Annotated in this window: 13 protein-coding genes and 5 tRNA genes; 17 read left to right on the forward strand and 1 reads right to left on the reverse strand. The window is 38.7% G+C overall.

All coding sequences use genetic code 11. The features are described 5' to 3' along the window. The first annotated feature begins 12 nt into the window (after nt 1-12). The 6 genes from JM79_RS04910 (at nt 13) to JM79_RS04935 (ending at nt 6,877) form a co-directional block, all read left to right on the forward strand. A complete protein-coding gene (locus JM79_RS04910) occupies nt 13-1,290 on the forward strand; it encodes a DUF2851 family protein (RefSeq protein WP_141877078.1) in 1,278 nt (425 codons plus the stop codon). A 9-nt stretch (nt 1,291-1,299) separates the two neighbouring features. Then, nucleotides 1,300-1,530 carry a PspC family transcriptional regulator gene (locus JM79_RS04915; protein ID WP_026915402.1) on the forward strand — a complete coding sequence of 77 codons (231 nt, stop codon included), beginning with the start codon at nt 1,300-1,302 and terminating at the stop codon, nt 1,528-1,530. Beyond that, a complete protein-coding gene (locus tag JM79_RS04920) occupies nt 1,527-2,537 on the forward strand; it encodes a potassium channel protein (protein ID WP_141877079.1) in 1,011 nt (336 codons plus the stop codon). Before JM79_RS04915 ends, JM79_RS04920 begins: the two co-directional genes overlap by 4 nt. Before the next feature lie 144 nt (nt 2,538-2,681). Next, the gene (locus JM79_RS04925; protein ID WP_141877080.1) at nt 2,682-4,754 is read left to right on the forward strand and encodes an amino acid carrier protein; all 2,073 of its coding nucleotides are present in this window, start codon (nt 2,682-2,684) and stop codon (nt 4,752-4,754) included. A 12-nt stretch (nt 4,755-4,766) separates the two neighbouring features. Beyond that, the gene (locus tag JM79_RS04930; protein WP_141877081.1) at nt 4,767-5,630 is read left to right on the forward strand and encodes a helix-hairpin-helix domain-containing protein; all 864 of its coding nucleotides are present in this window, start codon (nt 4,767-4,769) and stop codon (nt 5,628-5,630) included. 80 nt (nt 5,631-5,710) lie between these two features. Further along, nucleotides 5,711-6,877, forward strand: a complete 1,167-nt coding sequence (locus JM79_RS04935) for an acyl-CoA dehydrogenase family protein (RefSeq protein WP_141877082.1) — start codon at nt 5,711-5,713, stop codon at nt 6,875-6,877. Between the two features lie 262 nt (nt 6,878-7,139). Here the strand turns inward: JM79_RS04935 and JM79_RS04940 are convergent, their stop codons facing one another. Continuing rightward, on the reverse strand, nt 7,140-8,012 hold the full coding sequence (locus JM79_RS04940; RefSeq protein WP_141877083.1) for an MBL fold metallo-hydrolase: 873 nt from the start codon (nt 8,010-8,012) through the stop codon (nt 7,140-7,142). A 139-nt stretch (nt 8,013-8,151) separates the two neighbouring features. Here JM79_RS04940 and rpsU point away from each other — a divergent pair, with 139 nt between their 5' ends. The 11 genes from rpsU (at nt 8,152) to nusG (ending at nt 12,722) form a co-directional block, all read left to right on the forward strand. Continuing rightward, on the forward strand, nt 8,152-8,346 hold the full coding sequence (rpsU, locus tag JM79_RS04945; protein WP_141877084.1) for a 30S ribosomal protein S21: 195 nt from the start codon (nt 8,152-8,154) through the stop codon (nt 8,344-8,346). 89 nt (nt 8,347-8,435) lie between these two features. After that, nucleotides 8,436-9,326, forward strand: coding sequence for a tyrosine-type recombinase/integrase (locus JM79_RS04950; protein ID WP_141877085.1), 891 nt, complete (start codon nt 8,436-8,438; stop codon nt 9,324-9,326). A 37-nt stretch (nt 9,327-9,363) separates the two neighbouring features. Then, complete coding sequence (gene raiA / locus JM79_RS04955) at nt 9,364-9,666, forward strand: ribosome-associated translation inhibitor RaiA (RefSeq protein ID WP_141877086.1); 303 nt, start codon at nt 9,364-9,366, stop codon at nt 9,664-9,666. A gap of 103 nt (nt 9,667-9,769) precedes the next feature. Next, nucleotides 9,770-9,843, forward strand: a tRNA-Thr gene (locus JM79_RS04960). 202 nt (nt 9,844-10,045) lie between these two features. Then, nucleotides 10,046-10,127: transfer RNA gene (locus JM79_RS04965), tRNA-Tyr, on the forward strand. A gap of 138 nt (nt 10,128-10,265) precedes the next feature. After that, a tRNA-Gly gene (locus tag JM79_RS04970) sits at nt 10,266-10,338 on the forward strand. Between the two features lie 156 nt (nt 10,339-10,494). After that, nucleotides 10,495-10,566: transfer RNA gene (locus JM79_RS04975), tRNA-Thr, on the forward strand. 57 nt (nt 10,567-10,623) lie between these two features. Then, nucleotides 10,624-11,811 carry an elongation factor Tu gene (gene tuf / locus JM79_RS04980; RefSeq protein WP_141877087.1) on the forward strand — a complete coding sequence of 396 codons (1,188 nt, stop codon included), beginning with the start codon at nt 10,624-10,626 and terminating at the stop codon, nt 11,809-11,811. Between the two features lie 58 nt (nt 11,812-11,869). Further along, nucleotides 11,870-11,942: transfer RNA gene (locus JM79_RS04985), tRNA-Trp, on the forward strand. Between the two features lie 18 nt (nt 11,943-11,960). Further along, complete coding sequence (gene secE, locus JM79_RS04990) at nt 11,961-12,158, forward strand: preprotein translocase subunit SecE (protein WP_026915412.1); 198 nt, start codon at nt 11,961-11,963, stop codon at nt 12,156-12,158. A gap of 12 nt (nt 12,159-12,170) precedes the next feature. Continuing rightward, nucleotides 12,171-12,722 carry a transcription termination/antitermination protein NusG gene (gene nusG, locus JM79_RS04995; protein ID WP_141877088.1) on the forward strand — a complete coding sequence of 184 codons (552 nt, stop codon included), beginning with the start codon at nt 12,171-12,173 and terminating at the stop codon, nt 12,720-12,722. Nucleotides 12,723-12,731 lie beyond the last annotated feature (9 nt).

Here is a 12,731-nt window from a genome sequence, read left to right on the forward strand (position 1 = left end):
TACATTCGGAGAGTGAAGGAAGACTTTCTTTATTATCTCTGGAAGTTTCAGAAGTTTGATTCCGAATGTCTTAGAACTTCGGAAGCTGAGCCTTTACAGATCATTTCGACCGGTGCTCAAAACAATTTATCCGGCCCCGATTTCTTCAATGCTCATTTAATAATCTCGGGCATCAAGTGGGCTGGCAATGTTGAGATGCATTTAAAATCATCAGACTGGTACCTACATAATCATGAAACAGATCCTGCCTATGACAATGTAATTCTGCATGTGGTATGGGAACACGATGAAAATATCTTCCGAAGAGATCGTAGCCTTATACCAGTATTTGAACTAAAGAATATCGTCGATTATTCTATGATCGCAAAATACCGTCACCTGCTGGAAAGTCGTCATAATAGTATCAATTGTGAAGACAGTTTTTCAGAATTATCCAGTTTTGAGATCGATCACTGGTTTGAAAGACTATATTTTGAAAGACTTGAAAGAAAATCAGAACTGATATTTGCAGTATTACAACGCTCCAACAATGATTGGAATAGGGCATGCATGATTCTGCTTTTTAGAGCATTCGGTTTAAATATTAATGGAGAGTACTTTTCCAACATGGCGGAAAATCTGAGCTATTCTCTGGTTGCAAAATTAGGTGGGAATCAGTTTTCTCTCGAAGCACTATTTTTGGGTTACTCCAATTTGATCCATGGAGCAGATCAGTATTCAAAGGAACTACTAACAGAATTCGAGTTTCTAAAACATAAGTTCAATATACCTTTGATCGATTCTAAACCAGAATTCTTCAGATTACGACCAGATAATTTTCCTACAATAAGGCTGGCTCAGCTCGCAAGTTTGTATGCTCAGAGACCCTCATTTTTTTCAGGCATTATCGCAGCGAAAGATTTCAATGAAATAAAATTCCTTTTTATTACTGAAGTTTCTGCTCACTGGAAGACTCACTATAATTTCGATAAATCACATAATTCCAGGTCAAAAAAATTAAGCAACTCTTTCTTAGAACTATTGGTGATCAATTTTGTAATCCCACTGAAATTTGCATTCTCAAAAAGTTCAGGAGAACCGGCGTCCAGTCTCTATGAGATAGTAACAAGCTTGAAAGCTGAAAAGAACTCAATTACTAGATTGTACAATAGTTTGAGACCTGGTACCGTAAAGAATGCACTGGAATCACAGGCAGTGCTTGAACTCAAAAAGAACTACTGTAGCAAGTGTAGATGTTTGCACTGTGAATTAGGCGCGACATTATTGAGAAATTCTGTTAAATACGTTTAAATTTGTAACATGGCAGGAATGGTATCGAACATGAGGCATTATCTCGAGAAGCACGGATTCTACGTATCCACCAGGATGGCAGATAAGATGGGAATTCGCGCAAAGAATGTTCGGTTATTCTTTATATATGCAAGCTTTTTCACCATGGGTGCAGGCTTTATCGTATATCTGATCCTTGCTTTCTGGCTCAAACTTAAAGACCTAATCTACACTAAGAGAACCTCTGTATTCGATTTATGAGACAATTGATAGATTCCAGGATCAGGCTGGCCGTAGTATTGATTATTATGGTGTTCGTTACCGGAATCGTTGGTTTCAGGTTCTTATACGATTATACTTGGGTCGATGCGCTCTATATGACCATCATTACCGTAAGTACAGTAGGTTACGGGGAGGTTCAGCCTATGGGGGCTTACGGAAAATTATTCACATCCTTTTTTATTATTTCCGGACTATTCATCTTTGGTTTCGGTCTCTCCACGATCACAGAACATATTCTGAATAAGAACAATATTGGTAATCTAAAACGTAATAAAATGAAGAAGAGGATAGACTCCCTAAACGATCATATCATTGTTTGCGGTTACGGTCAGAACGGAAAACAGGCAGTTCAGAAATTGCTGGATTACCGAAAGAATTTCGTAATCATAGATGACCATGAGGAAGTCTTTCAGAATCTGGAAAATGACAGGCTTAATTATATTGTAGGAAATGCTACTGAAGATGAGGTGCTAACCCTTGCCGGTGTGGAAAGAGCATCGACTTTAATTTGTGCACTACCCAGGGATGCGGATAACCTGTTCATCGTTCTTTCTGCAAGACAGTTGAAAAAGGATTTGAAGATTATTAGCAGAGCTACGGAAGAAAATAGTTATAAAAAATTGAAACTTGCCGGTGCAGATAATGTGATCATGCCAGATAGAATAGGGGGGAGTCATATGGCTTCACTCGTAGTAGTTCCAGATCTGGTCGAATTTCTGGACAATCTTTCTGTTTCTGGCGAACAGGACAGTATCAATGTTGAACAGGTCTCATTTTCCAAAATTTGCACAGATGGAGTGGAAAGGTCAATTTCTGAAACCGATATTCGGAAAAAAACCGGTTGCTCTGTTATTGGCTATAAATCGCCGTCTGGAACCTATGTGGTAAACCCGGAACCATCTCAACGTATCGAGCGTGATTCTAAGTTGATTATGATTGGCAGACCCGATCAAATTGAGCACTTAAAAAAGTATTATTCGGTTTAGAAATCGGACTTAAATTTTAATAAATGCTCCGTTTTCTTTAACATGACATTCACAATTTAACTACCAAAAGTTTGTTTTAGCCCAATTTTTTAGCATATTCACGCGCTGAAAATTTAACTTCATTATTAATAACCAAATTTCCATATGAGAAAGTATTTGCTTTCAATGTTCTTTTTATTTTCGATTGTAGGACTATCTGCACAGGAACTAGACGTAAAAGCCCAGGTAGGAAACCCCTCCAAAGTAATAAATAATGGATTCATTGAACTGGATGTAACAGGGGGAACTCCTCCTTACCAGTATAAATGGTCCAACCAGGGAACCAGCCTGGAATCTAATAAGACTGCAGGTCTTACAGAAGGTGTTCCTTACACGGTAGTAGTAACAGATGCTGCAGGAAACAAATTTGAAGGCGAGTACCAAGTAGAGGCAGAAGCTATCACCGAACACTTCAATGGAACTTTTTCTCCTATTGTTGCAAGTATGGGAAGCGTTCTTTTCTGGGATCCATTCACAGCTATGGGAGTTTACGATCCTGTTATTTATGCTGATATCAAAAGAATTGAAGCTCCAACCTGGAGTGCTTCTGAAGATGCTAAATTTGTACTTGAAGAATGGCTGGTGGAAGATGGCGAGCATGTGAACGAAGGAGATCCTATTGCAGTTGTTACCAAGAATGGTGAAAGCATCGAAGTGCTTGCGAACGCTGATGGTACATTAGATCAATTTCAAGCTGAAGGTGAAGTAATCTACAATTCTGAAAATAAGCAACATGTTATTGAGCAGGGAGCTCAATACTTTGGTAGCATTATATATGATGAGCCAGTAGCGCTTCTACATCCAAATGGAGACCCTCAAACTAAGAACATTCCATTTATTGTGGTTTGGCTTGTATTGGGAGCATTGTTCTTCACGATCAGGTTAGGTTTTATCAATATTAGAGGTTTTAAACACTCTTTACAGTTAGCTAAAGGTAAATATGACGATCCAAACGCTCCTGGACAGGTAACTCACTTCCAGGCTTTGGCGACAGCAGTTTCTGGGACTGTAGGTCTTGGGAATATTGCTGGTGTGGCAGTGGCGATCTCATTAGGAGGTGCCGGTGCAACCATGTGGATGATCCTTGCAGGACTTCTTGGAATGTCTTCCAAATTTGTGGAGTGTACTTTAGGTGTAAAATATAGATTTATTAATGCTGATGGTCGTGTATTTGGTGGTCCAATGAACTACCTGAGATATGGTCTTGAAAAAAGAAATAAAAGAGGTCTTGGTAAATTCCTTGCAGCATTTTTCGCGATACTTGCGATCGGTGCATCTTTTGGTGGCGGAAACATGTTCCAGGCGAACCAGTCTTTCTCTATTCTTGCTGGAGAATTTCCAATGCTGGAAGGAAACGGATTTATCTTTGGGATCGTAGTAGCAGTACTGGTAGGTATTGTAATTATTGGAGGTATTAGCAGTATTGCTAAGGTTACTGGTAAGATCGTACCAATTATGGCAGCAGTTTATGTACTGGGTGCTTTAGTGGTAATAGGTGTAAATATTGAAAATATTGGTCCTGCATTCACTGCGATCTGGGATGGAGCTTTTAATCCTAGTGCTCTTAAAGGAGGAGTTATTGGTGTTCTAATCGTTGGATTCCAGCGTGCGGCATTTTCCAATGAGGCTGGTGTAGGTTCCGCAGCGATTGCGCATAGTGCAGCTAAAACGAACCATCCTCCTTCTGAAGGTTTTGTAGCTCTTCTAGAGCCATTTATCGATACCGTAGTAGTTTGTACGCTAACGGCATTAGTGTTGATCTTTACTGGAATGCATGAAGTAGAAGGTGTTGGAGGAGTAGAATTAACATCTAGTGCTTTTGGAAGTGTGATCTCATGGTTCCCATATGTTCTGGCAACTGCAGTATTCTTGTTCGCATTTTCTACAATGATCTCATGGTCTTATTATGGAATGAGAGCCTGGACTTACCTGTTTGGAAAAAGTAAAATAAACGAAATTATCTATAAAGTTTTATTCTTAATCTTTGTAGTAGTTGGAGCCTCAGTTAGTTTAGGAGCGGTGCTGGATTTCTCAGATATGATGATCCTGGCTATGTCCTTCCCTAATATTATAGGTCTCTATATTATGATTGGAGAAGTAAGTAATGATCTTAAGGATTACTCTAAGAAGCTTAAAGCTGGAGAGTTATTCCATAAAACTGAAGAGCCAGCCGCCTAGGCCCTCTCTAGTATGAAATTACTAAAATCCCATTTTGCGCTTTCAAGAAGTCAGCAGAATGGGATTTTTGTTTTGGTCCTGGTCATAATCATCCTGCAGTTGATTCTCTTCGGAAGTGATTATATCTCTAAAGATAGCATACCGGTAAATGATGAGAAACTTCAGAAATTCCAGAGTCAGTTAGATTCTATCCGTAAGCTGAAACCTAAGATGAAGGATACCATCTATCCTTTCAATCCAAATTATTTGTCAGATTTCAAAGCATACCAGATAGGATTGAGCGTAGAAGAGATCGATAAATTATTGAAGTACCGGGCAACCAATAAATGGATTAACTCTGCTGAAGATTTCCAGAGGGTTACAGGAGTAAGTGATAGTTTGATGATGATCATAAAGCCATCTTTTCGATTCCCTGAATGGGTTAAGAACTCCGGGAAGCTTCAGAAACCCATAACAGGAAAGGCTGAAGTGATTTCGATTGCCGACCTTAATACTGTTTCTGCTGAAGATCTTCAGGTTGTAAATGGAATTGGTGAAAAACTTTCAGAGAGGATCGTGAAATACAGAAACAGGATTGGCGGTTTTCTTTCCGAAGAACAATTGAAGGATGTGTATGGATTAAGTCCTGAAGTGATCGCCAGGATCAGTGAAAAGTTCCAGGTTATCAATAAACCACAGGTAATCCTCCAGAATATAAATTCCATCACAGAAGCTGAACTTGCAGAATTGCCATATTTTAATCCTGCTCTGGCCAAGAAAATTATAAATCACAGAACCATGAATGAAGGGATTCGGTCTTTTGAAGAATTGACAAAAATCAGTGGTTTTCCTTCCGATAAAATCGACAGAATTAAATTATATTTGTCAGTACAGTGATTTTTGTTAGAAAATCGATCTGAAATTGTAAATATAATAATTGCTAATACGGCCTTTTAGCCGGGAAAAAATAAATAGAAATGAGTAGATATTTTACAGAGGAACATGACCTTTTCAGGAAGAGTTTCCAGGAATTTCTTCAGAAGGAAGTAGTGCCTCACGTAGATAAATGGGAAGAAACCGGTACCATTGAAAGGTTTATCTGGAAGAAGTTTGGTGAGATGGGTTATTTCGGCCTTAATCAACCGGAAGAGTATGGAGGAATGGCTTTAGACCTGTTCTATACGATTATATTTCTTGAGGAACTTCAGAAAGTAAATTCAGGTGGTTTTGCAGCAGCAATGTGGGCGCATGCTTATCTTGCTATGACACATTTAAAGGTTGAAGCCAGTCATGAACTCAAAGAGAAATACCTGACACCTGCGATTGAAGGTGAAATGATAGGTTGTCTAGGGATATCAGAACCATTTGGAGGATCTGATGTTGCTGGTATGAAAACTACTGCTGTAAAGAAAGGTGATCATTATGTGATCAATGGTTCAAAGACTTTTATTACCAATGGAGTTTATGCAGATTTTTATGTGGTAGCTGCTAAAACAGATCCTGAAAAAGGAAACAAAGGAATGAGTATGTTCCTGTTAGATAAAGAGTTTGCAGGAATTTCAGCAAATAAACTAAATAAGCTGGGCTGGAGAGCATCAGATACTGCAGAGCTTGCCTTTGATAATGTAAAAGTACCTGTTGAGAACTTACTTGGTGAAGAGGGAATGGGCTTCAATTACATCATGCAACATTTCGCTCTGGAACGTTTGATCATGGGTGTAAATGCTCATGCACGCTCAGAATTTGCACTGGAATACACTATGGGTTATATGCAGGAGCGTGAAGCTTTTGGACGTTCCCTGGATAAATTTCAGGCATTGAGACATACTGTTGCTGAAATGGTAAGTGAAGTTGAGGTGATCAAAGAGTTTAACTATGCAACGACTCAAAGGTTGAATGATGGGGAATATGTGGTAAAAGAGGCTAGCATGTCTAAACTGCTTGCGACTAAAATTTCAGATGAAGTAATGTATAAATGTCTGCAAATGCTAGGAGGGTATGGATATATGGAAGATTATCCAATGGCAAGAATGTTCCGTGATAGTAGGTTAGGACCAATTGGCGGGGGAACTTCTGAAATTCTAAAAGAGATTATCGCAAAAATGGTGATCGATAAAAAAGAATACAAGCCTGCAGCTAAATAGCATTTTTGCGAAAATTCATTTTCGCGCAAAAATGGTAATCGATAAGAAGGAATACAAGCCTGCAGCTAAATAGCGTTTTTGCGAAAATTCATTTTCGCGCAAAAATGGTAATCGATAAGAAGGAATATAAGCCTGCAGCTAAATAGCATATTTGCGAATATTCATTTTTCGCGCAAAGATGTTGATCGATAAGAAATAATACGAGCCTGCAGCTAAGTAGGCGTATTATTAAAATAAGAAACCAGCCCTGGAAATTCCGGGGCTATTTTTTTAAACTCTTATAAAAGGTTCTTCTAATCTTTTCTCCATTAATGAAAAATTCACTGGCTTCTTTATCAGTATAAAATTCAGAAGTGAGCGATTCATCGAGTGCAATTTCCTCTTCAGTAGCTCCCTGATCGATTTTCTGCTGAACATTTTCCCGGATATTTTTCAGCATAGACACATAATTTGAATAATCCTGATAGTTTGCGAGATCACCATGTCCCGGAATTATTTTTGTTTTTTCATTGATGATAGACAAGCCTTTTTCCGCAGCTTCAATATCGCCGTCTACACTACCGCCGCTACTCAAGTCTATATAAGGAAACATTCCGTTGAAAAAAGTATCACCAGTGTGTAAAACATTGCTTTGGGGCAGGTAAACAAGCGCATCACCATCTGTATGAGCATTATGAACATGCAGCACCATCACATCGTTTGCATTTATATGGAGATTCAACTGGTCATTAAAGGTAATAACCGGAATGCCTGCAGTACTGTCTGTCGCTTTCTCTTTTAATCGCTCGCGAACATTTTCATGTGCCAGAATAAGCGCTCCCTGATCATCAAAATTTTCATTCCCGCCGGTATGATCTCCATGATGATGTGTGTTCACCAGAAATCGAACAGGCTGTTCGCTAATTTTGGCAATAGCCGCGATCAATTTATCTGATAGAGCAGCGAATTGATCATCTATCATGAACACTCCATCCGGTCCTGTAAGTATGCCAATATTCCCGCCAGCACCCTGTAAAAGGTACACCTCTTCGGTGATCTGTTGCGTTTTAATTTCTACCTGATCCATATTCTGGAAAGCAAAACTGCTAAAACTGCATGCTAAACCGAATACTATTAATGTTGTAAGTTTTTTCATGAGATATTCATTATCGACGGAAGTTAGGTAAAATAGGCGTAGATCATATTCATGCTGAAATAAATCGCTAAAATATTGGAGGTTGAAATAAATGATTTATCTTTGCAGCCGATTCCAAAAGAGAGGAGGTTATGACACTATGTTAATTATACCAGTTAAAGACGGAGAAAATATAGATAGAGCTCTTAAGCGTTTCAAGCGAAAGTTCGACAAGACAGGAACTATGCGCCAGCTAAGAAGCCGCCAGCATTTTACGAAGCCATCTGTAGAGCGTAGAGCTCAGGTTCAAAAAGCGGAGTACATCCAGCATTTGAGAGACGCAGAAGATATCTAGAGATATCAACAGGCTTTTGTAAAGCTGATAATTATAAGAACTGTTGCTAGTTTAAAGTTTACTAACTTTGACTATCAACAGTTTTTTTTATGCCTTTTAAATCCTTCCTTGAGTATCTTCAGTTAGAGAAGAATTATGCCGAAACTACTATAAGAGCATATAAGGCAGATCTCACACAATTTCAGAAATTTATAAAAAAGGAATTTTCCGAAGAAAAGATTGAGAAAGTCTCATACAACCAGGTTCGAAACTGGATCGTGGAGCTTTCAGATTCTGGTATTTCGAACCAAAGCATCAATCGAAAAATGTCTTCTCTTAAAGCTTACTATAAATTTCTTCTGAAAACTTCAGCGATAGAAAGTTCTCCACTCGCAAAACATCGATCGCTAAAAGCTGCAAAGAAAATTCAGGTTCCGTTCTCTGAAAAAGAGGTGGTGGCCGTACTGGAAGATTTCGATGATGATACTTTTGAAGGACTCCGCGATAAATTGATGATAGAGCTGTTTTATTCTACAGGAATAAGAAGGGCAGAATTGATTAATATTAAAGAGCAGGATCTTGATTTAGGTAGTAATATGCTAAAAGTCCTTGGAAAAAGAAATAAGGAACGTTATATCCCGTTATTGAATCAGGTGGTTAGCACGGCAGAGAAGTATGTATCAGTTAAGCATTCTGATCCATTACTGCGAGATTGTCCTTACTTGTTTATTACCGCAAAGGGACACAAAAGCTACGAAAGCCTTGTTTATAGAATTATAAATAATTATTTTAGTAAGGTGTCTGGTAAGGTAAAAAAGAGTCCGCATATACTGCGTCACACTTTTGCCACACATTTATTGAACCAGGGAGCAAACATGAATGCTGTAAAAGAATTGCTGGGACATTCAAGTCTGGCATCTACGCAAGTTTACACGCATAATAGTATTGCTGAATTGAGTAAAATTCATAAGAATGCTCATCCCAGGAACAATAATAAGTAACCGATCATTTTTTTGTTTAATTAAATTCAACCTGATTATGAAAATGAATCTGCAGTCTGTGAACTTTAATGCTGATCCAAAGCTAATTGACTTCACTCAGAAAAAACTAGATAAGCTTGAAAATTATTTTGATAAAATTATCCATGCGGATGTATTTTTTAAAGTTGAAAATACCAGTGGTAAGGATAATAAGATAACAGAGATCTTGTTGAGTATTCCTGGGGGTGAGCTAATGGTTAAAAAGACCTGTAATAAATTCGAAGCTTGTGTGGATGAATGTGTTAGTTCATTACAAAGGCAGCTCATCAAGAAAAAAGAAAAAATGAGTACTCATGTTTAGGAGATTTTTTTTCTAATAATGTTTTGATAAAGAAATAATTTATATACATTTGCAGTCCGTTAGAAATAGCGGACTTTTTTATGCGGAATTTTAAGCATAAAAGGCCGATGTAGCTCAGCTGGCTAGAGCAGCTGATTTGTAATCAGCAGGTCGTGGGTTCGAGTCCCTCCATCGGCTCTTGAAATACTGAAAACACCGAAGTTTCTGTAGAACTTTCAAGTTTAAATCATTGCTGATGAATAGCTTGCAAAAAAACTGACAGAAATTTTAAAAAATGCTTTGGATGGTGCTGTAAAATTACTTTAATTTGCAGCCGTTAAAAAAACCATTATAAGCTAAGCTGTTTCAGTAATGGTTCTATGAAATAGTGGTAATTATTGGGGAGATACTCAAGCGGCCAACGAGGGCAGACTGTAAATCTGCTGACTACGTCTTCGCAGGTTCGAATCCTGCTCTCCCCACAAAGGTTTTAAATGAAGCTGTTGTCTAAAGCTTGCTTTTGAAAGACAGTAATTTTAAAATCGAAGTTCGGGGCCACCCGAACAGGATCATCGAGCAAAAGCGAGATAATCCTAAAGGTGAAAGTCTAAAATGGTAATGCGGGAGTAGCTCAGTTGGTAGAGCGTCAGCCTTCCAAGCTGAATGTCGCCGGTTCGAACCCGGTCTCCCGCTCTAAATTTAATTGAATCAGGATTTATCCGGTCACTAGAACCGACTTTTATCGGTTTACTCATAAAGAGTTAAAATGACTGAAGTACCTCGAGCCTGATCTTTTCCATAAGCCTGATAGGTTTATGGATATCGCTGTTTAAAACAGTCAATTGTCTGGCCGACGTAGCTCAGGGGTAGAGCGTTTCCTTGGTAAGGAAGAGGTCACGGGTTCAATTCCCGTCGTTGGCTCTAGTTTTGTATAAAATTGAACACTAATATATAACTAAGATTAAATAAGTATTAATTATGGCAAAGGAAACTTACGATCGTTCCAAACCGCACCTAAATATTGGTACAATTGGACACGTAGATCACGGAAAAACTACTTTAACTGCAGCTATTACTAAAGTAATGGCTGATGCTGGATATTCAGAAGCTAGTGCGTTTGATCAAATTGACAACGCTCCTGAAGAAAAGGAAAGAGGTATTACAATTAACTCTTCTCACGTTGAGTACTCAACAGCTAACCGTCACTACGCTCACGTTGACTGTCCTGGTCACGCCGATTACGTAAAGAACATGGTAACTGGTGCTGCTCAAATGGACGGTGCTATTCTTGTTGTGGCTGCGACTGATGGTCCTATGCCTCAAACTCGTGAGCACATCCTTCTTGGACGCCAGGTAGGTATTCCAAGAATCGTTGTATTCTTGAATAAAGTTGACCTTGTAGATGATGAGGAACTTCTTGAACTAGTTGAAATGGAAGTAAGAGATCTTCTTTCTTTCTACGAGTATGATGGTGATAATGGTCCTGTAATTTCAGGTTCTGCACTTGGAGCGCTAGAAGGAGATGAGAAATGGTCTAAGACTGTTCTTGATCTTATGGAAGCGGTTGATAGCTGGATTGAACTTCCAGAACGTGATGTTGATAAGCCTTTCTTGATGCCTATCGAAGATGTATTCTCTATTACAGGTCGTGGTACAGTTGCAACTGGACGTATCGAAACAGGTGTTGCAAACACTGGAGATCCTGTAGAGATCATTGGTATGGGAGCTGGAAAACTTACTTCTACTATTACTGGAGTTGAAATGTTCCGTAAGATTCTTGATAGAGGTGAAGCTGGTGATAACGTAGGTATCCTACTAAGAGGAATTGAGAAGTCTCAAATTTCTAGAGGTATGGTAATTACTAAGCCAGGATCTGTAACTCCACACGCTAAATTCAAAGCTGAGGTTTACATCCTTAAGAAAGAAGAAGGTGGACGTCACACTCCATTCCATAATAACTACCGTCCACAGTTCTACGTACGTACAACTGATGTAACAGGAACAATCAACCTTCCTGATGGTGTAGAAATGGTAATGCCAGGTGATAACCTTACTATTACTGTTGAACTTATTCAGCCAATCGCAATGAATACTGGTCTACGTTTCGCAATTCGTGAAGGTGGTAGAACTGTAGGTGCTGGACAGGTAACTGAAATTCTAGACTAAGAATTTTCAATATATAAAAAGGTATCCCGTGACAAGCGGGATACCTTCACTTATATTTACGGGTTTAGCTCAGTTGGTAGAGCACTGGTCTCCAAAACCAGGTGTCGGGAGTTCGAGCCTCTCAACCCGTGCAAATATTTTTTTAGAACATGGCAGGATTTGTTAATTACATTTCAGAATCATATAACGAGTTAAAAAACCACGTTACCTGGACAAGCTGGTCTGAAGCTCAGAGGCTAACAGTGATTGTTGCTGTATTCTCGATTGTTTTTTCATTGGCAATTTGGGGTGTTGATACGCTTTTTAGTGGAGCGATTGAGCAATACTTCGAATGGGTTAAATCTTAAAACAAAAGAGTAATGGCTGAAGCAAAGGAGAAAAAGTGGTATGTGGTTCGCGCTGTAAGTGGACAGGAAAATAAGGTTAAGGACTATATAGAGAAAGAAATTGCTCATATGGGTCTTGAAGATTTTGTGGACCAGGTTCTTGTGCCTACTGAAAAAGTAATACAAATTCGTAACGGGAAAAAAGTAAATAAAGAAAGAGTTTATTTTCCTGGTTATGTAATGATTCAAGCTAATATCAGCGGTGAGATTCCTCACATTATTAAAGGAATTAATGGCGTTATTGGATTTCTAGGTGAAACTAAAGGTGGAGACCCGGTGCCACTCAGGAAATCTGAAGTGAATAGAATGCTAGGAAAGGTAGATGAGCTATCTGTGAAGACAGACAATGTTGCAATTCCATTCACAATAGGAGAAACAATCAAAGTAATCGATGGTCCCTTTAATGGTTTCAATGGAACTGTTGAGAAGATCAACGAAGAAAAGCGTAAGCTTGAAGTAATGGTTAAGATTTTCGGAAGAAAAACTCCATTAGAGTTGAGTTATATGCAGGTAGAGAAAGTATAAAAAATTACT

The sequence above is a fragment of the Gramella sp. Hel_I_59 genome (assembly GCF_006714895.1).
GTDB lineage: Bacteria > Bacteroidota > Bacteroidia > Flavobacteriales > Flavobacteriaceae > Christiangramia.